Consider the following 18,889-nt stretch of genomic DNA (forward strand, 5'->3'; position numbering starts at 1 on the left):
AGGAGTGCTTTTTTTCAATATCTTGCTTCTAAATTATAGAGCAACGATATTTACAGCTGTAGGGCCTTTTTGACCTTGAGCTACGCTGAAAGAAACCTTTTGGCCTTCAACTAAAGTTTTGAAACCTGAACCAGTGATTTCGCTGAAATGAGCAAAAACGTCTGGACCTGATTCTTGTTGAATGAAACCGAAACCTTTAGTTTCGTTGAACCATTTTACTGTACCGTTAACTGTATTAGACATAATATAACCTATTGAATCGTATGAATTTATAGCCAAAATTTCAGATGACTAACTGTAACTTTGAAAAATAAAAAGGATGGAGCTTTTTGATCTGTAATACGAAGGTTTATGACTAAAACTGCGATACTTAAAAGAAGACTAACCAAAACAAGAATTTTTCTAGTTGGGGTTATCATACCGCTTATTTTGAGATATACAAGCGTTTTATTTGGCTAATTTATTAGGGTGTTGAAAAATATAAAATTAAATTTGTATATTTTATATCCAGAAAGGTTTTTTAAGCTAAAAGAAAGATATTTGAGTCAATAAAAAGAGCGCCGAAACGCTCTTTTTGAGACAATTTACAGCTTAGTAATCGAAGCTAAAGTGTTCTGGCGCGAGTGCCGTCATGGTTTTAGACGGATTCACCATCGCTTCTGCATGACCTTGGGTACGTGGCAGAATACGTTCAAAGTAGAAATCAGCAGTTTTGATTTTTGCTTTATAGAATTCTGGAACTTCCGCACCATCACCAGATGCCAGTTTGGCTGAAGCAACTGCAGCTTGCTGTGCCCAGAAGTAGGCCATCATCACATAACCGGAGAACATCAGGAAATCGACTGACGCAGAAGACACGATGTCGCGGTCCTTACGTGCAGCCAGCATAATACGCACGGTTAAGGCATTCCACTGTGCACAGAGCTTGGTTAAATCCCAGGCGAAACGGCGCATGTATTTATTGCGCGCATGCTGACCGCAGAATTTCAGAATTTCAGCAGTGTAATCACGAATCACTTTGCCTTTCGACGTCAACAGCACTTTACGGCCGATCAGATCCAGTGCCTGAACACCTGTAGTACCTTCGTACAGGGTAGAAATACGTGAGTCACGTACGATCTGTTCCATGCCCCATTCTTTGATATAGCCATGTCCACCAAAGACTTGCATACCATGATTTGATGCTTCATAGCCCATTTCGGTCAAGAAGCCTTTCAGGATAGGGGTGTAGAAACCAAGATGATCATCATGCTGTTCAAAAGCAGCGGTATCGCCACGCAGCAAAGCATCATTCATATTATCGGCAATTTGTGCTGCATGATAAATCATGGCACGGCCACCTTCAGCAATGGCTTTTTGCGTCAACAGCATGCGGCGTACATCGGCATGATGAATGATTGCATCCGCTACTTTTTCTGGATCTTTTTTGCCAGACAGGGCACGCATTGACATACGCTCTTTGGCATAAGGCAAAGCACCCTGGAATGACAATTCAGCATGGCAGATGCCCTGAATTGCAGTACCAATACGCGCCGTGTTCATAAAGGTAAACATGGCATGCAGGCCTTTGTTTGGTTCACCAATCAGGTAGCCAGTCGCATTGTCGAAATTCAGTACAGCCGTTGCTGAAGCGCGAATCCCCATTTTGTGTTCTATCGAGCCACAGTTTACTGGATTGCGTTCACCGATCCCACCATCTGCAGCAGCAATAAATTTCGGTACGATAAACAGGGAAATCCCTTTGGTGCCTTGCGGTGCATCCGGAAGGCGTGCCAGTACAATATGTACGATATTTTCAGTGAGGTCGTGCTCACCTGCGGAAATAAAAATCTTAGTTCCTGAAATCGCATAAGTGCCATCTTCTTTCGGCTCTGCCTTGGTTTTTACCTGACCCAGATCCGTACCACATTGTGGTTCAGTCAGACACATGGTGCCCGCCCAAGTTCCTGCAACCAGGTGAGGCAGATACGTGTTTTTCTGCTCATCGGTACCATACTGGATAATAGTATTGATACAGCCCACACTTAAACCCGGATACATCTGGAATGACCAGTTCGCAGTACCCATCATTTCTGATTTGATCAGGTTTAAAGACATGGGCAGGTTTTGGCCACCAAACTCTTCAGGATAAGACAGACCTTGCCAGCCACCTTGTACGAACTGTTCGTAAGCTTCCTTAAAGCCTTTCGGGGTTTTTACTTCGCCATTTTCAAAATGACAGCCTTCTTCATCACCGCTTTGGTTCAAAGGTGACAGTACATTTTCACAAAAATCTGCCGCACCTTCTAAGATCATATCTACTGTGTCGGCATCGGCATATTCACCATTCGACAAATTCTGGTAGTGCGCAGGGTAGTCAAGCACTTCATTCATAAGGAAGCGAATGTCGTGTAAAGGGGCTTTATATGCTGGCATGCGTTTAATCCTGATTGAAATAGTTTTGGATTATCTGTATCGATTCTTTGATTATTCACATTGGAGATAAAAAAACATTGATGAATTCAGTGAATAAAAATGTCAGAAAAGCGAATCGATTTTTAATTCCAGTCAATTAACTCGGTTAATTTTATTGACTAGTATAGATATTGCAGGAAGATTGAAAACTTGTTATCACATTGGACTTTAATAAATTAAAAGGTGATATGTCCAGTATACTTTTGTATGAATTGTGCTCAAATTTAAGTTAAAACAGGCCGGCTTCTAAAATGTCACTAGAACCAATCCATGGTGTCACAGCTTCTGGACGGTTAGAGGAAATTCAGTTGCGGGCTATAGTTACAACCCGAACTGAACTCATTGGATAGATAGGGCTTTTAAAGAAACTCTTTTAAGTCCGGCTTGATGCCATTCCAGATGTAAAAAGATTCAATCGCCTGACCGACCAGCATTCCAAAGCCTTCTGACGTGGGAACACCGCGCGCCTTGGCCTGATCCAGAAAGGAAGAGGGTTTACCATAGGCCATTTCATAGGCCCTCTTAAACTGTAACGTTTCCGGTAGAATAAGGGTATCACCGCTGAGGCTTGCAGAAGTCGCGTTAATCACCAGATCAAATTCACCGCTAAGATTATCCAGAGAAATTGCCTGTAATTCGATTTGCGGTACGGCATTCTGAATATCAGCAACCAGCTGTTTCGCGCGTGCCAAGGTGCGATTGGCAATCACGATTTTTTTCGCACCCGCCTGCGCCAGGGGATAAATCACGCCACGCGTGGCACCGCCTGCACCAATAATTAAGATAGCTGTATTGTCCAGTGGCCAGTCTAAAGCACGGATCGCCTCGACTAGGCCCTGACCATCAGTATTGTCGCCATGCAGGACCCCATTTTCCATCCATAGGGTATTCACGGCTTTGGCAATTTTGGCCCGTTCACTCAACACCTGACATTGGATAAAAGCCTGCTCTTTGAAGGGGACAGTAACATTCAGGCCACTACCACCCTGACTAAAGAAGTCCTGAATATTGGCTTCAAAGCCATCCAGTGGAGCCAGACGCTTGGTATAACTCAGGTCGACTCCAGTTTTAGCAGCAAAGGCGTGATGCAATTCTGGAGAACGTGACTGTTCAATCGGGTTACCAATCACGGCAAATTGTTTGCTCATTTCACAATGTCCATGTGCGGAAATGGCCATCAATATACGTGAAAAAGCGCAGGGACTAAAGCCTGCGCAATCTTTAATTACTGCTAGGTTGTCAGCATGTTAGGAACTGCAAATATCAATAATATGTTCCGCAAATATCAGCGCCATACTAAAAACGACTCCAACCCCAGTCAGAATACTCACCAGAATAGCTGCGCCATCCAGAATCAGGTTGTGACTCAAAAGTGCGGTACTCATCGCACTGATGGCGAGAGCAAGGAAAAGCCAAAAGGCCAATATAGGTAGATTTAATTGAAGATTATGCATTTTTATTTCTCACTAAACATCAAATAGAAGTTGATCGATGTAGCGATAGGGTGCTGCGATCAAATCAGATATTTCTATTCGACAGTATAGAGGAACTTTCCATTAAAAAAGCCCTCCATTTGAGGGCTGTTTGTATCATTTCATTGCTTGGGATCTTAATTCTGTTAACCAGTCGTGTGGTTTTAGGTAATAATCTGTTAAGCGTTTTTCGGGTGAGCCTTCATCCCATTCCGGGCGATATGACCATCCGGTAAGCGGGGGTAGGCTGACCAGAATCGATTCAATCCGGCCGCCAGTCTGTAAACCAAACAGGGTGCCGCGGTCATAAACCAGATTGTACTCTACATAACGACCACGACGGTATAACTGGAATTCGCGTTGTGCTTCGGTATAGGGTTTATCCTGATTGCGCTGGAAAATTGGCAGAATGGCTTCCAAATAACCATTGCCTACAGCCTGCATATACTGGAAACAGGTTTCAAAATCCCATTGATTCAGGTCATCAAAAAACAAGCCGCCCACACCGCGCTGCTCGTCACGATGTTTCAGGTAAAAATAGTGATCACACCATTGTTTATGTTCAGGATAAACTTCTGCACCAAATGGAGCACACAGATCATGCGCCGTTTGATGCCAAGACAGTACATCTTCATCATTCGGATAAAACGGGGTCAGGTCAAAACCGCCACCAAACCACCAGATCGGATCCTGACCTTCTTTCTCTGCGACAAATAAACGCACGTTGGCATGTGAGGTGGGCACATTCGGGTTTTTTGGATGGATGACTAGTGATACTCCCATTGCTTGCGCTTTGGCACCGGCAATATTGGGATGGCGTTCAGTCGCAGAAGCGGGCAGTTTGGAAATGTTGATGTGGGAGAACATTACCCCACCTTTTTCAATGACCGTGCCGTTTTGCAGAACACGTGAACGGCCGCCACCACCTTCCGGGCGCTCCCAGTCATCAATAATAAATTCGGCCGTACCGCCGCCAGCACGTTCCTGTTGCTCCAGTGCCGCACAAATCCGTGCCTGCAAGTCGAGGAGAAATTCACGAACGCGTTGAATATCCGTAGATGTAGGATGCTGCATCAGAACCCTCGTAGGGAAATAAAAAACTAATTACATCAAAGCATAAAATCAGTCAAAGATTAAGGTCTATTTGGTGATGCAATTCATCAGCCCAGACCTTACATTCCACTATTCATAAACAGAATGCACCATTAAATCCGACCAAAGGGCTAGGTTGAATTCTTTTTTCAAGCTCAGCACAATAACTTGCAAGCGCTCATTGGCTTGAGCATTTTTCGATGGTAAAGGTGGGTGTCATGTCGGTACAGGTCAATTCCCTGATTCAAAAATATAATGTTCCCGGTCCGCGCTATACCAGTTATCCCACGGTTCCGTATTGGGAAGAGCAGAATTTCTCGCTGGAACAATGGAAGCAAACGCTAAAAAAGTCTTTTGCGGAATCCAATCAAAGTGAAGGCATTAGCTTGTATATCCACCTGCCATTTTGTGAAAGTCTGTGTACCTTCTGCGGGTGTCATAAGCGTGTGACCAAACGCCATGAAGTTGAACAGCCTTATATTCAGGCAGTGCTGAAAGAATGGGATTTATATTGTGAGCTATTACAAGAAAAGCCCATAATTAAAGAGATTCATTTGGGTGGGGGAACACCGACATTTTTTTCAATGGCGCATCTGGCTCAACTGATTCAAGGCATTCTGGCCAAAGCCGACGTAGCGCCTGTACATGAATTCAGTTTTGAAGGCCATCCTAATAATACCACGCGTGAGCATTTGCAAGGATTGTATGACCTTGGTTTTCGTCGGGTCAGTTATGGGGTGCAAGATTATAATGAAACCGTGCAAAAGGCGATTCACCGGATTCAGCCGTATGAAAATGTTAAACAGGTAACCGAATGGGCAAGAGAAATTGGCTATGAATCGATTTCTCATGATCTGGTGTTTGGTCTGCCATTTCAGAGTCTGGATGATGTCTTAAATACTATTGAGCAAACCAATTCGCTTTTGCCGGACCGTCTGGCTTTATATAGCTATGCACATGTGCCCTGGATTAAAGGCAATGGTCAGCGCGGTTTTAAAGATGCCGATGTACCCAAAGATGCGATCAAACGGGAATGCTATGAAGCGGGTAAAAAGAAACTTCTGGCACATGGTTATCATGAAATCGGCATGGATCATTTTGCCTTAGAAAAAGATGCGATGTACCAGTCCTTTCAAGCTGGAACATTGCATCGCAACTTTATGGGATACACAGCCTCTAAAACCCAGGTGATGATTGGACTCGGGATTTCTTCAATCAGCGATAGCTGGTACAGCTTTGCGCAGAATGTGAAAACCATTGAAGAATATTATGAATGCCTGGCGCGCAATGAAATTCCGGTATTTAAAGGACATGTCTTAAACCAGGAAGATCTGATCATCCGGCAACATATTCTAAATTTGATGTGCAGCTTTAGCACCTCATGGGAAAATTCCGAGATGCTTTTTCCTGAAATTGATGAGGTTTTGGAACAGCTTGAGGAAATGGCACAGGATGGTTTAATTGAATTTTCAGACTCGTCAGTCACAATTCTGGAGAAAGGGAAACCATTTGTACGCAATATTTGTATGGCTTTTGATTTACGTTTAAAGCGACGGATGCCAGAAAGTCGGATTTTCTCGATGACGATTTAATCTCCTCCTAAACCCCATTTTTAAGAAAGAGAGAGAAAGCCTCCCTGAGCCAGACTTAAACATGGCTTTAAGTCGAAGCGCAAGAAAGGGAGGTTTGGAAGGATTCAGTTAAAATAAGGTAGGACAGGGTTTAAAAATATTAAAAATCATCCTTTTTATAAAGATGTGCCATGCGTTCGTGCTTGGTCTTAAGGTATTGTTCATTAAACGGGTTTAAGCCTACTGTTAGCGGGACACGATCGACTACATTAATGCCTTGTGCTTTTAAGGCTTCTATTTTTGAAGGGTTGTTGGTCACGAGACGTACCGATTTTATCTGTAAATGATCCAGCATAATGCTACACATATCATATTGGCGTGCATCCGCCGGCAGGTTCAGCATCAGGTTGGCATCTACGGTGTCATGGCCTTGATCCTGCAGGGCGTAAGCACGAATTTTATTGGTCAGGCCAATACCACGCCCTTCCTGACGCAAATACAGAATAGCTCCGCGGCCCAATTCATTGATCAGTTTTAAAGTTGCTTGTAATTGCGGGCCACAGTCGCATTTGAGTGAAGCAAAGGCATCACCGGTTAAACATTCAGAATGTACACGGACCACCACAGGTTCATCTGATACTTCCTCAAGTCCTTTAGACAGTGCGACATGCTCTTCACCGGTCTTAGGGTCTTGAAATACAGTAATTTTAAATTCACCGTGAGCGGTAGGTAATCTTGACGTTGCGACAAACTCGATTGGCACAGCTGAACCCGTTAAATCCTGAAATTAGCTAAAGTATAGCGTAATGATTGAACATTGGTAGAATTGCAAAGTCGAAATTCTGCATTAGATTTTCTTTTTTGTAGAAAGCGAACGATAATAGTTGATAAATAGTAAGATTATTCAGGATAATCGTAGGCTGCGATTTTTTCACCCCGACGAGATCATTGTTTAATATTGCATCGCTAGAAGCGTAGCTGAATTGAAGCTGCTACAATTCAGCTATATGATCGGGTACTCCCCATTGACCTAGCTTTAGATTTGCCAGGCTTTAGAAGGCTTTGCCATAATATGCTGTATACAGAAATCCCAACTCAACGCCCTGTAACACCGTTGCTTGATGCGATCAATCATCCTGAGCAACTGCGTGCACTCGAGCAAAGCCAGCTAGAACAAGTGGCAGATGAGTTACGTCAATTCATTTTGTATGCTGCCGGGCAAAGTGGCGGACATTTTGGTGCCAACCTTGGTGTAATTGAACTCACCGTGGCCTTACATTATTGCTTTAATACGCCGCATGACCGCCTGATCTGGGATGTCGGTCATCAAGCCTATCCGCATAAAGCATTGACAGGTCGTCGTGAACAGCTCACCACCATTCGTGCTAAAGATGGTCTGGCAGCCTTTCCGGCACGTGAAGAATCTGAATTTGATACTTTTGGGGTAGGCCACTCGTCTACTGCGATTTCTGCCGGTCTTGGCATGGCTCTAGCGCGCCGTTATCAAAACAAGCCATGTGAGGTGGTGTCGATCATTGGTGATGGTGCCATGACGGCAGGTATGGCTTTTGAAGCCATGAATGATGCGGTAGCACATCAGGCGGATCTGATGGTGGTGCTGAACGATAATGATATGTCGATTTCTTGCAGTACTGGTGGTTTTGCCAAGCATTTAGCCGCAATTTGGGAGCGTGGTGAATTCATCAACGTGACTGAAGAGGGAGAGGCTTATGTACAGCCGCATCCGGAGTGGCTGTATAACTCGCGATTACACAGTGCAGCAACCGATGCAGCAGACAACCTGTTTAAAGCCATTGGCTTTGATTATTTTGGTCCTTATGACGGTCACGATGTCAAACAGCTGGTGCATGTCTTTAATGCGCTGAAAAAACGTAAAGGCCCCCGCCTGATTCATATCTATACCAAGAAAGGCAAAGGCTTTGCTCCGGCAGAATCAGATCAAATCAAATATCACGCGATTAGTAAACTCAATGCTGTTGCCGCCAGCAATACTGCACCGAAATATTCGGATGTATTTGGACAATGGCTTTGCGATGAAGCGGCACAAGATGCACGTTTGCTCGCAATCACACCTGCGATGTGCGAAGGCTCAGGCATGGTCAAATTTGCCAAAGAATATCCGGAACGTTTCTTTGATGTCGCGATTGCCGAACAGCATGCAGTTACCTTGGCTGCCGGTATGGCTTGTGAAGGCTTGAAGCCGGTGGTTGCAATTTACTCGACTTTCCTGCAACGCGGTTATGACCAGCTGGTACACGACGTAGCCTTGCAGAATCTGGATGTCACTTTTGGTATTGATCGTGCCGGTCTGGTCGGTGAAGATGGGCCGACGCATGCCGGTGCATATGATTATGCCTATATGCGTACTATCCCGAATATCGTAATCATGGCGCCGAAAGACGAAAATGAATGCCGTCAAATGCTGCATACCGCGTATTTGTATCCAGGACCTGCAGCCGTACGTTATCCACGTGGCAATGGACTGGGTGTCGAGATCCAGCAAAAGATGATGGAGTTTCCGATCGGTCAGTCGGAAATCGTGGCCAGTTTTAACGGGCAGTATGATGAATATATTTCTGTGCTGGCATTTGGTAGCCGGGTACAGGCTGCAGTCGACGCTGCTGAAGCATTTGCCATGAAACATGAAATTGGCATGCGGGTAATCAACATGCGTTTTGTCAAACCGCTAGATACCCAAATGCTGGACGATCTGGCCTTGACGACCAGTCTGTTTGTCACGGTGGAAGAACATGCGGTGATGGGCGGTGCGGGCAGTGCAGTGAATGAGTATCTGGCAGAAGCACAGATTGTTAAACCAATCCTGAATCTGGGTCTGGATGATACATTCATGGCGCAAGCGACCCATACCCAGATGTTGCAACAGGCTGGCCTAGATGCGCAAGGCATTGAAAAATCGATCAATCAGGCTTGGTCCAGCTTAGGGCAAAGCGTTTTGTCATAAGTTCTTAAAAATTTTAGACACATTTTTCCCAAAAAAGCCCCGATATTTGCTAAGATATTGGGGCTTTTATGCATTATTCTTTATCAGTGTCTTCAAATTTGTAGTGGGTGTTCAATGGAACCTATGGTGGTGATGGCTGCGCGTGCGGCTCAGTTAGTTGGTCAAGAGCTTTTAAAAGCGCATCAGAATCGTCATAAACTCGATCTACAAGTCGAAGAAAAAGGAATTGATGGTCCGGTAACGCGTGTAGATCGTTATCTGGAGCAGTTGACCATCGATACCCTACGTAAAAGCTATAAAAATCACAGTTTCCTTGGTGAAGAATTTGGCTATCAGGAAGGTAATGGTCATGACGCCGATTGGTGTTGGGTGATCGATCCGCTAGATGGCACTTTAAACTTCATTAACGGTTTCCCGCATTTCTGTATTTCTATCGCAGTTCAGCACAAAGGCATTACTCAACACGGGGTGATTTATGACCCGGTGAAAGATGAGCTATTCTCTGCCAGTCGTGGTCGTGGTGCCATGATGAACCAGCGCCGTATTCGTGTGAATGTCAAAGACAGCCTGGAAAATACCTTTATGGCTGTTGGTCATGCGTATCGTGCCAAACGTAATGGCGAAGTTGTGTCTTATGCCAAGAATCATTTCCAGTCTTTGTTAAATGTTACTGAAGCTGGTGCGCAATATCGCCGTTCAGGTTCTGCAGCATTGGATTTGGCTTATGTGGCTGCCGGTCGTTTCGACGCTTATTTTGAACTTGGTTTGAAACCTTGGGATATCGCAGCGGGTGAATTGATCGTGAAAGAAGCAGGCGGTACTGTAGTTGATGCACGTGGTGGTAGCGACTCTATGGAAAATGGTCAAGTTTTGGCTTGTTCAATGAAAATGCTTAAGCCTTTAATGCAAGCAGTTGTTCCTGCTTGGGGTGAAGCAGCAAAATAATCGGGTTTAGATGAAGCAGATTTAATATTCTAAAAGGCATCCTTCGGGATGCCTTTTTTATATACTTATCTTCTTTTAATCGGGTAATGTCTATATTTTTAACACTGACTAGATATCGGAAATGTCCGGTGAATTACAGAAAATTGACTTTTTAGACCAATAACTACACTTTTATAATTCTTTAAGTATAAGAAAATTATACATAATTTATGAATAAAGAAAATTAGTTTTAAAACTTAATGACATTGTGGAATATTCTGCTATAATTTCGGCACGCACTTAATTTTCCGTTCTTTACCTGAACACTATCTTCTAATCATTGTATGCGCGTTCTGTCCATAGAGAGGACATATCCTTCGCGCCCCAATCGCTTAAGCGATTCCTTCAGGTTTGCGGCCGTAATCATATACGTGCGTTATATCCACATCGTCGTTATTCGGATCGCTGCTGAATCCTAACTTTTTCAGCTCTATTTGCTGTGCCGCTTTTTGCCGATGTCCATATTGTAATTTATTTAATGGAGCACCCACTTCAGGGTGAACACTCTCTATGAGCAAAACTTTTGCTGATTTTTCTCTCGACGAATCTCTAACCCAGGCTCTCGACGCTTTAGGCTTTACTACTCCTACTCCTGTACAAGAACAAGCGATTCCAGCTGCACTTGAAGGTAAAGACCTTCTTGTATCAAGCCAAACAGGTTCTGGTAAAACTGCTGCATTCTTACTGCCTACGTTAAATGCGTTGGCAAACCAAGATACATTAGTACCGTTTAAAGACCGTATGAAAGCGGTTACTCAACCGAATATTTTGGTGATTTCACCGACTCGTGAATTGGCACAACAGGTGTGTCAAGACGCAATTGCGCTTGTACGTCATATGAAAGGTGTTCGTATTGCAGCAATCATGGGCGGTATGCCTTTTGGTAAGCAAATTCAACAGTTAAAAGGCGCGCAAGTTGTTGTTGCAACTCCAGGTCGTTTACTTGACTTGGTGAATCGTCGTCAAATCAAATTGGATAAAGTTGACGCGTTAATCGTCGATGAAGCTGACCGTATGCTTGACCTGGGCTTCTCTGAAGACTTGGAAGCAATTGGTGAGTTGGCTGCAAACCGCAAACAGACTCTTATGTTCTCTGCGACGTTTGCACCACGTATCATTACACTTGCTGAACGCATGATGAATGATCCAATGCGTATTTCGATCGAAACAGGTCACTCTACAAATACTGATATTACTCAGACTTTGCATTGGACTGACGGTTTCGAACACAAGAAAAAATTACTGACTCACTGGTTAAACGAAGAAGACGTTGATCAAGCAGTTGTATTTGCGTCAACTCAAGAAGACACAGATATGTTGGCTGAAGAGCTTGCTGAAGCAGGTTTATCAGTTGTAGCGCTTCATGGTGCTATGCCACAAACGGTTCGTAACCGTCGTTTACGTAGCATTCGTGAAGGTCGTGCGAAGATCTTGGTTGCAACTGACGTTGCGGCACGTGGTCTTGACGTACCAACTATTTCACACGTAATCAACTTCGGTCTTCCAATGAAGAACGAAGACTATGTACACCGTATCGGTCGTACAGGTCGTGCGGGTCGTACTGGTAAAGCCATTACTTTGGCGACTTACCGTGAACGCGGTAAAATCCGTGCTTTGGAAGACTTCCTTGATGCGCGTCTGAACGTATCTGAAATTGAAGGCCTTGAGCCATCTCCACCTCCTGCACGCGGTAGTCGTGATGGCGGCGGTCGTGGTCGTGATGGCGGTGGTCGTGGTCGTGGCGGTTTCGGCGGTGGTCGTGGTCGTGATGGCGGTGGTCGTAGTCGTTTTGAAGGTGAAAGCAATTTCAAACGTCGTGAAGGCAGTGATGATCGTCCACGTCGTAGCTTCGATGACAAACCTCGTGGCGAACGTCCAGCGTTCGGTGGCGAAGATCGTCCACGTCGTGACTTCGGTGATCGTCCAGCTCCACGTCGTGAAGGCGGTTTTGGTGATCGTCCACAACGTTCGTTTGATGACCGTCCGAAGCGTGATTTCGGTGATCGTCCAGCTCCACGTCGTGAAGGCGGTTTTGGTGATCGTCCACAACGTTCATTTGATGACCGTCCAAAGCGTGACTTCGGTGATCGTCCAGCTCCACGTCGTGAAGGTAGTTTTGGTGACCGTCCTCGCTCTAATGATGACAACCGTGGTAACCGTGTAGATTACAAACCAGCTCGTGAAGGCGGTTATGGTGATCGTCCAAAACGTGATTTTGGTGATCGTCCAGCTCCACGTCGTGAAGGTGGTTTCGGTGATCGTCCAGCACGTTCATTCGGTGATGACCGTCCAAAACGTGATTTTGGTGATCGTCCAGCTCGTCGCAACTTTGATGACAAGCCACGTACTGAACGTTCATTCGGTGGTGAAGATCGTCCACGTCGCAAATTTAACGACTAATTCAGTCGCTAGATGAAGATAAAAAACCGGTAGAAATACCGGTTTTTTTATGCATTGAGTTTTTTACTTTTTAACGTAAAATGTCTACTAATTCATGTTTAGTCAGGGTTATGATAATTATTGATATGAAAAGCTTAACTGTTCGATCTCAATTGATAGAGGTGTATATGCCATATATCGCATTGACCTTGATTTTATGTAATATTATCTACTATTTATACAGTCTTTTTAATTAAGCAAGCTATTTGACTTAAACTTAAGTACATATTTTTTCTATAAAAAATCCGAAATATTCAATTATTGTCATTTTATTATGATATTAACCCATCTTTTTCAACTGCTAACATTTTGAACGTCGTTCCTTTATAGTATGCATGCTGAAAAAATGCAGGAATAAACTCAGCTATGAAAAATCAAACAGCGCGAGATACTCGTCAATCTCTGATTGAAGTCAAGAATTTGAGCTTCAAGCGGGGTGAGCGCGTGATTTATGACGACGTGAGTTTGAATATTCGTCGTGGGCAGATTACTGCCATCATGGGGCCATCCGGAACCGGTAAAACCACTTTATTAAGGTTAATTGGTGGACAGCTGACACCGGAACATGGCCAAGTTTTGTTGGACGGCAAAGATATTGCCTCAATGTCGCGTTCCGAGCTTTTTTCAGCACGTGCACGTATGGGCATGTTATTTCAGAGCGGTGCTTTGTTTACCGATATGAGTGTGTATGAAAATGTCGCGTTTCCAATTCGTGCCCATACCAAACTGCCAGAGCATTTGATTAAAGAAATCGTGGCACTAAAACTGGAATCAGTTGGTTTGCGTGGTGCAGAGCAGATGATGCCGTCTGAACTGTCTGGCGGTATGAACCGACGCGTAGCTTTGGCCCGGGCAATCGCGCTGGATCCTGAGCTGATCATGTACGATGAACCCTTTGCCGGGCAGGATCCGATTGTGATGGGGGTGTTGACCCGTTTAATCCGCTCTTTGCGTGAAGCACTGGACTTGACCACGATTATTGTTTCGCATGATGTCGCAGAAACCCTATCCATTGCTGACTACATTTATGTGGTGGCAGAGGGCAAAATTCAGGGCGAAGGTACGCCGGCAGAACTCAAGGCGCATCCGTCTGCTTTTGTACAGCAATTCCTGACCGGTTCGGTAGAAGGTCCGGTGGATTATCAGTTTAGTCATCGGGCTTATTTAAGTGATGAGGTACGTTCATGAATGCAATTGCCGCATTAGGTAGACGCGTTATTGAACGTGTACAGGGGATTGGGGTCGCGACCCTGATGCTGTTGCAGATTTTATTTTCCATGCCGACATGGCTTGGAGTGAAACTGTTTGTTTATCAGATGTACCGGGTCGGGGTGTTGTCCCTGCTGATTATTGTGGTGTCTGGCCTGTTTATTGGAGCCGTTCTTGGTTTGCAGATGTTTAGCATCTTGTCGACCTTTGGCAGTGAGTCGATGCTGGGAACAGCAGTTGCACTGACTTTGCTGCGTGAGCTGGCGCCAGTAGTTGCGGCTTTGCTGTTTGCTGGACGTGCCGGTTCAGCCTTGACCGCAGAAATTGGCCTGATGAAAGCCACTGAACAACTGTCCAGTATGGAAATGATTGGGGTAGATCCATTAAAGCGTGTAATTTCGCCACGTCTTTGGGCAGGGATTTTCAGCTTGCCCATGCTTTCGGTTATCTTTGCTGCAGTCGGGATTATGGGCGGTAAGATGGTCGGTGTGGACTTTCTGGGAGCCGACGAAGGCGCGTATTGGAGCGGCATGGAAAGCAGCGTGCAATTCTACAAAGATGTCTTGAATGGCACCATCATTAAAAGTTTTGTATTTGCATTAATTTGTACCTGGATTGCGGTATACCAAGGTTATGCTTGTGTCCCGACCTCGGAAGGTATTGCAACTTCTACAACCCGTACAGTCGTATATTCTTCACTGTGCGTTTTAGGCTTTGACTTTGTGTTGACTGCGGTCATGTTCGGAGGTGTTTAATGAAATCACGTACTAGTGAGCTGGCCGTTGGTGTTTTTGTTATTTTGTTTGGTATTGCCTTATTTTTCCTGGCAATGCGAGTCAGTGGCCTGGTTGGGAACAATATTTCCGACAGCTATGAAATGACGGCAACTTTTGAAAATGTGAATGGGATCAAGCCACGGGCCAAAGTGGCATTAAGTGGTGTAAAAGTAGGACAGGTGGACCAGATTACCTTGGATCCTGTCACTCGTCTGGCGACCGTACATATGACGCTGGATGGCTCGTTGACCTCGTTTAATGCCGAACAGCTAAAGCAGGTTCAGCAAAATGCGCTGGAAGAGTTGCGTTATAGTTCAGACTATACAGCGGCTACTCCGGCACAACAAAAAGACATGGAAAAACAACTCTTAGCTAACATGAAATCCATCACTAATATTGATGAAGATGCTTATATTATGGTAGCAACCAATGGATTGCTGGGTGAAAAATACCTGAAAATTATTCCAGGTGGAGGTCTGAACTATTTGCAACGCGGTGATCAGATTGCTAATACCCAAGGCACCATGGAAATTGAAGATTTAGTCACGAAGTTTATTACTGGCGGTGCCGGTAAGTCTTCGGATAGTCAAGAAGCAGCCCCAGAACAGGCGACAGTTTCAGGATCGACCGATGCAGAACCTGCATTCGTTGAATAATAGATTGAGGAGATATCAGTGAAGACTTTAGTAAAACAAACGCTTGCAGCAAGCATTCTTTCCACCATGGTTGCTGGTACAGTGTTTGCAGCTCCAAGCCAAACGCCTCCTGAGTTTATTAAACAAGTGGCGGATAATTTGGTTAAACGTTTACAGGCTGATCATAGCAAATTACAGAGTAATCCAGCCTTGGTCAAAACCATTGTGCGTCAAAATCTGGATCCATATATTGATTCACAAGCTTTTGTGCGTACAGTCATGGGCACTTATGTGCAACAAAGTACTCCAGCACAGCGTGCCCAGTTTGAAAAGAATTTCCGTGAAACCCTGATTGAAAACTATGGTTCGGCATTTGCGAAATATAGCAATCAGACTTACAGCATGCGTCCATATAAAGCCAGCAACAGCAAAAACCCTGTGGTGACCATCGACTTCAATAACAAGGGTGAGAAAATACCGGTAGCGTTCCAGTTGGTGGATAAAGGTTCACAGTGGAAAATCCGTAACATCAACGTATCTGGTATTGACCTAGGTTTGCAGTTCCGTAACCAGTTTGCTGCGACAGTCAAACGTAATGGCGGTAATATAGATACAGCGATTGCCAACTTTAAACCAGATGCAGAAGCCGCAATTGAAAAGAAATAACCAGATAGGTGAGCCGTGATTGTATTCAAGGATCAGGAATTGCAGGTGTCAGGCAACATTGACTATGCCAATGCGCAGGACTATTACCTAGAGGGCCTGCGTGTGATTCAGTCACAGAACAAGTTTCCGCTGGTAGTTAATCTGGCCGGGCTTGAAAGTGGCAGTACCTTGGCTCTGGCAGTATTGGTGCGCTGGCTGCGTCAGACGCCTAAAGCACAAGGCCTGCAGTTTAAAGCTGTTCCACCGAAGATGATGAATATCATTCAGGCCAGCCATCTCCAGGATGATCTAAAAATCATTCAGTAGAAGTAATAAAAAAGCACCGAAAGGTGCTTTTTTATTACTTTTCAAATAGGCATGGATCAGATGAGATGTATTTCTTGAGCTTCTCTTTAAAAGTAGTGCTTTAAAGCTCGCTCAAATCCATTTCTTCCATCTAAAGTAAATTAATGGTCCGATCAGAAAGCCGATCAAAATAATACTGACCATAATGAAACTCATGGAGCCTTTAGCAAAGGGCAATACATCGGTATTCATCCCATAAATACTGGCAATCAGCATCGGTGGCGCAAGCATACTTGGCAGAATAGAGAAGCGGCGAATGGTATCGTTCTGTTCGGTGTTAATGAATCCTGATGTAGTATCGAGCAGGAAGCGCACTTTCTGGAACAGGAAGGCATCATGCTCCACCAAAGAGCGGACATCTTCACTGAGCTCCCTGATATCTGCATCATAAATATGACTCCCTAAAGCGCGTGGACGCGCCAAGAAGGTCAAAACACGACGTAAATCGATCAGACAGAGTTGCGCTTTACCCAGCATATCTTCCAGTTGCGCCAGCCGGGTAATCATGTCATCCAGATCGAGAATTTGCTCACGATGACGGTTATTCAATACTTCGGTTGAATATTTTTCTAAATCTTTATGGACATCTTCCAGGATGTCGGCCAGTTCATCCAGCTTGGCTTCGAGCAGACCCAATAAAATCCAGGTCGGATCTTTATAATCGATGTCATAATCATTGCGGCGTGCCCGGGCACGAAAGGCACGAAAAGCCACCAGCTTTTCACCGCGCAAGGTAAACAGACGATCCTTATGCAGAATAAATGCCACAGTCTGTACCGTGGCCAGCATACTGGACTCATCTTCATTTTCGTTCTCGACCTGATAGTTTTTATTTTTGGTTAAGAAATATGTGCTGATGTGCAAAATTCCGTCATCATCACGGTAAAATCGGGCACTGGAGGAAATATCTTCTAGCGATTTTAAAGTCGGTAAGTTTTGCCCATAGGCATCTAGAATCCATTGCTGCTCTTCTTGTGAAGGTGCAATCAGGTCAAGCCACACTAAATCTGGATGTAAGTCGAAATCACCATTAATCGTGATATCTTCTAAACTACCGCGCTCTGTGGCGTAAAAGGCTTCAAGCATGCTGTCTTTTCTCCCTAGCGCAGTATGTGAATTGGAATGGGTGTATTTTAGACAAGGAATTGAATAAAAACACTGATATTAAGTGGTTATTTTTGGAAAAAACGCGCTGGAAGCGATTACGTACAATATACCGTCAATTAGAGGATGAAATAATGAATTCTATCGCAATTTTTTGTGGTTCAGCCCTAGGCTCGGATCCTCTTTATGCCCAGATCGCTAAAAAGGTGGGTCAGACCTTGGCCGCCAGGCATCAGACGCTGGTATATGGGGGCGGTCGTTCTGGCTTGATGGGAATTATCGCTGATAGTGCTTTGGCCGCCGGTGGCAAGGTGATTGGGGTAATTCCGAGGCAACTGGTGAATCGTGAACTGGCACATCCGCATATTACCAAGTTATTCGTGGTGGAGAATATGCATGAGCGTAAAACCCGAATGTCAGAACTGGCTCAAGGGTTTATTGCCATTCCGGGTGGTGCGGGAACGCTGGAAGAAATTTTTGAACAGTGGACCTGGGCGCAACTGGGAATTCATAAAAAGCCTTGTGCTTTTCTAAATGTTGATGGTTTCTACGATGACTTGCTTAAATTTATCTACATGACCACCGAGAAAGGATTTACCAAGGCACGTTTTAGTGATGCTTTAATTGTCAGCGATGATCTGGAAGAAATTTTACGTCAATTCGAAACTTATCAGCCACCTGAGCCTAAATGGGGTAGGAGCGATCAGACCGATCTTGTAAAATAAGCTGCCCCCTAGCATAAAGTCATAAACCAGAGATGAAGATAATTACAGTGGCTGCAGCCATTATTTTAAATGAAGCGCAGCAACTGCTTGTGGTTCGCAAGAAAGGAACGTCCTGCTTTATGCAGGTTGGTGGCAAGCTGGAGCCAAATGAAGCACCAGAAGCAACGATGTTACGTGAAATTCAGGAAGAAATTGGCGCCCAAGCACACATTCAGCAATTCATTGGACGTTTTGAAACGGCAACAGCCAATGAGCCTGATCATCAACTGGTGAGTTATGTCTATTGGGTAAGACTGGATCAGGCACCAAAAATTGAAGCGGAAATTGCTGAAATGAAATGGATAGATCTGGACGAAAAGCAGGTCTTGCTGGCACCCTTGACCACTGAAATTGTCATTCCATGGGTGAAGTCACAGTTACTTGCTCAGGCGTAA

General features: G+C 44.6%; 18 protein-coding genes. 11 read left to right on the forward strand and 7 right to left on the reverse strand.

The features are described from left to right. Window positions 1-33 precede the first annotated feature (33 nt). The 5 genes from AY607_RS09310 to hemF all read right to left on the reverse strand — a co-directional run bounded on the left by AY607_RS09310 (window position 34) and on the right by hemF (window position 5,000). Window positions 34-243 (reverse strand): cold-shock protein, encoded by a 210-nt coding sequence (locus tag AY607_RS09310; RefSeq protein ID WP_004281542.1) that lies wholly within the window; start codon window positions 241-243, stop codon window positions 34-36. 348 nt (window positions 244-591) lie between these two features. After that, window positions 592-2,415, reverse strand: a complete 1,824-nt coding sequence (locus AY607_RS09315; RefSeq protein ID WP_064094547.1) for an acyl-CoA dehydrogenase C-terminal domain-containing protein — start codon at window positions 2,413-2,415, stop codon at window positions 592-594. A 398-nt stretch (window positions 2,416-2,813) separates the two neighbouring features. After that, window positions 2,814-3,602, reverse strand: a complete 789-nt coding sequence (gene aroE / locus AY607_RS09320; protein ID WP_064095163.1) for a shikimate dehydrogenase — start codon at window positions 3,600-3,602, stop codon at window positions 2,814-2,816. Window positions 3,603-3,701: 99 nt separating this feature from the next. Continuing rightward, window positions 3,702-3,908, reverse strand: coding sequence for a hypothetical protein (locus tag AY607_RS09325; RefSeq protein ID WP_064094546.1), 207 nt, complete (start codon window positions 3,906-3,908; stop codon window positions 3,702-3,704). 135 nt (window positions 3,909-4,043) lie between these two features. Further along, window positions 4,044-5,000 (reverse strand): oxygen-dependent coproporphyrinogen oxidase, encoded by a 957-nt coding sequence (gene hemF / locus AY607_RS09330; protein WP_064094545.1) that lies wholly within the window; start codon window positions 4,998-5,000, stop codon window positions 4,044-4,046. Window positions 5,001-5,236: 236 nt separating this feature from the next. On the opposite strand from hemF, the gene hemN reads away from it, so the two are divergent. After that, window positions 5,237-6,610: an oxygen-independent coproporphyrinogen III oxidase gene (gene hemN / locus AY607_RS09335; RefSeq protein WP_064095162.1), complete on the forward strand. Its 1,374-nt coding sequence runs from the start codon at window positions 5,237-5,239 to the stop codon at window positions 6,608-6,610. A 139-nt stretch (window positions 6,611-6,749) separates the two neighbouring features. Here hemN and ribA read toward each other — a convergent pair whose 3' ends face one another. Next, on the reverse strand, window positions 6,750-7,352 hold the full coding sequence (gene ribA, locus AY607_RS09340; RefSeq protein ID WP_064094544.1) for a GTP cyclohydrolase II: 603 nt from the start codon (window positions 7,350-7,352) through the stop codon (window positions 6,750-6,752). 309 nt (window positions 7,353-7,661) lie between these two features. Between ribA and dxs the strand changes: the two genes are divergently transcribed. The 8 genes from dxs (at window position 7,662) to AY607_RS09385 (ending at window position 16,587) form a co-directional block, all read left to right on the forward strand. Further along, window positions 7,662-9,572 carry a 1-deoxy-D-xylulose-5-phosphate synthase gene (gene dxs / locus AY607_RS09345; protein ID WP_064094543.1) on the forward strand — a complete coding sequence of 637 codons (1,911 nt, stop codon included), beginning with the start codon at window positions 7,662-7,664 and terminating at the stop codon, window positions 9,570-9,572. Window positions 9,573-9,686: 114 nt separating this feature from the next. After that, a complete protein-coding gene (locus tag AY607_RS09350; RefSeq protein WP_034608351.1) occupies window positions 9,687-10,517 on the forward strand; it encodes an inositol monophosphatase family protein in 831 nt (276 codons plus the stop codon). Window positions 10,518-11,066: 549 nt separating this feature from the next. Further along, on the forward strand, window positions 11,067-12,956 hold the full coding sequence (locus tag AY607_RS09360) for a DEAD/DEAH box helicase (protein WP_064094542.1): 1,890 nt from the start codon (window positions 11,067-11,069) through the stop codon (window positions 12,954-12,956). A gap of 405 nt (window positions 12,957-13,361) precedes the next feature. Beyond that, on the forward strand, window positions 13,362-14,183 hold the full coding sequence (locus AY607_RS09365) for an ABC transporter ATP-binding protein (RefSeq protein WP_064094541.1): 822 nt from the start codon (window positions 13,362-13,364) through the stop codon (window positions 14,181-14,183). Further along, entirely contained in the window at window positions 14,180-14,959 is a 780-nt protein-coding gene (gene mlaE / locus AY607_RS09370) for a lipid asymmetry maintenance ABC transporter permease subunit MlaE (protein ID WP_005248230.1), read from the forward strand. Before AY607_RS09365 ends, mlaE begins: the two co-directional genes overlap by 4 nt. Further along, a complete protein-coding gene (locus AY607_RS09375) occupies window positions 14,959-15,636 on the forward strand; it encodes an outer membrane lipid asymmetry maintenance protein MlaD (RefSeq protein WP_064094540.1) in 678 nt (225 codons plus the stop codon). The genes mlaE and AY607_RS09375 overlap by 1 nt, the downstream gene beginning before the upstream one ends. An 18-nt stretch (window positions 15,637-15,654) precedes the next feature. Beyond that, entirely contained in the window at window positions 15,655-16,281 is a 627-nt protein-coding gene (locus tag AY607_RS09380) for a phospholipid-binding protein MlaC (RefSeq protein WP_064094539.1), read from the forward strand. A gap of 15 nt (window positions 16,282-16,296) precedes the next feature. After that, on the forward strand, window positions 16,297-16,587 hold the full coding sequence (locus AY607_RS09385; RefSeq protein WP_064094538.1) for a lipid asymmetry maintenance protein MlaB: 291 nt from the start codon (window positions 16,297-16,299) through the stop codon (window positions 16,585-16,587). Between the two features lie 111 nt (window positions 16,588-16,698). On the opposite strand, the gene AY607_RS09390 is transcribed toward AY607_RS09385, so the two are convergent. Beyond that, window positions 16,699-17,712, reverse strand: a complete 1,014-nt coding sequence (locus AY607_RS09390; protein ID WP_064094537.1) for a magnesium and cobalt transport protein CorA — start codon at window positions 17,710-17,712, stop codon at window positions 16,699-16,701. 152 nt (window positions 17,713-17,864) lie between these two features. On the opposite strand from AY607_RS09390, the gene AY607_RS09395 reads away from it, so the two are divergent. Together AY607_RS09395 and AY607_RS09400 are read left to right on the forward strand one after the other, a co-directional pair. After that, window positions 17,865-18,455, forward strand: a complete 591-nt coding sequence (locus AY607_RS09395; RefSeq protein ID WP_064094536.1) for a TIGR00730 family Rossman fold protein — start codon at window positions 17,865-17,867, stop codon at window positions 18,453-18,455. A gap of 32 nt (window positions 18,456-18,487) precedes the next feature. Continuing rightward, window positions 18,488-18,889, forward strand: a complete 402-nt coding sequence (locus AY607_RS09400; RefSeq protein ID WP_064094535.1) for an NUDIX hydrolase — start codon at window positions 18,488-18,490, stop codon at window positions 18,887-18,889.

The sequence above is a fragment of the Acinetobacter sp. SFA genome, from assembly GCF_001647535.1.
GTDB classification, from domain to species: domain Bacteria; phylum Pseudomonadota; class Gammaproteobacteria; order Pseudomonadales; family Moraxellaceae; genus Acinetobacter; species Acinetobacter pecorum.

Excerpts from the sequence above, each read along its gene's own strand:
- AY607_RS09400 (WP_064094535.1), top strand. The coding sequence starts at position 18,488 with ATGAAGATAATTACAGTGGCTGCAGCCATTATTTTAAATGAAGCGCAG.
- dxs (WP_064094543.1), top strand. The coding sequence starts at position 7,662 with ATGCTGTATACAGAAATCCCAACTCAACGCCCTGTAACACCGTTGCTT.
- AY607_RS09350 (WP_034608351.1), top strand. The coding sequence starts at position 9,687 with ATGGAACCTATGGTGGTGATGGCTGCGCGTGCGGCTCAGTTAGTTGGT.
- AY607_RS09395 (WP_064094536.1), top strand. The coding sequence starts at position 17,865 with ATGAATTCTATCGCAATTTTTTGTGGTTCAGCCCTAGGCTCGGATCCT.
- AY607_RS09360 (WP_064094542.1), top strand. The coding sequence starts at position 11,067 with ATGAGCAAAACTTTTGCTGATTTTTCTCTCGACGAATCTCTAACCCAG.
- AY607_RS09390 (WP_064094537.1), bottom strand. The coding sequence starts at position 17,712 with ATGCTTGAAGCCTTTTACGCCACAGAGCGCGGTAGTTTAGAAGATATC.
- mlaE (WP_005248230.1), top strand. The coding sequence starts at position 14,180 with ATGAATGCAATTGCCGCATTAGGTAGACGCGTTATTGAACGTGTACAG.
- AY607_RS09375 (WP_064094540.1), top strand. The coding sequence starts at position 14,959 with ATGAAATCACGTACTAGTGAGCTGGCCGTTGGTGTTTTTGTTATTTTG.
- AY607_RS09365 (WP_064094541.1), top strand. The coding sequence starts at position 13,362 with ATGAAAAATCAAACAGCGCGAGATACTCGTCAATCTCTGATTGAAGTC.
- aroE (WP_064095163.1), bottom strand. The coding sequence starts at position 3,602 with ATGAGCAAACAATTTGCCGTGATTGGTAACCCGATTGAACAGTCACGT.
- AY607_RS09325 (WP_064094546.1), bottom strand. The coding sequence starts at position 3,908 with ATGCATAATCTTCAATTAAATCTACCTATATTGGCCTTTTGGCTTTTC.
- hemF (WP_064094545.1), bottom strand. The coding sequence starts at position 5,000 with ATGCAGCATCCTACATCTACGGATATTCAACGCGTTCGTGAATTTCTC.
- AY607_RS09310 (WP_004281542.1), bottom strand. The coding sequence starts at position 243 with ATGTCTAATACAGTTAACGGTACAGTAAAATGGTTCAACGAAACTAAA.
- AY607_RS09315 (WP_064094547.1), bottom strand. The coding sequence starts at position 2,415 with ATGCCAGCATATAAAGCCCCTTTACACGACATTCGCTTCCTTATGAAT.
- hemN (WP_064095162.1), top strand. The coding sequence starts at position 5,237 with ATGTCGGTACAGGTCAATTCCCTGATTCAAAAATATAATGTTCCCGGT.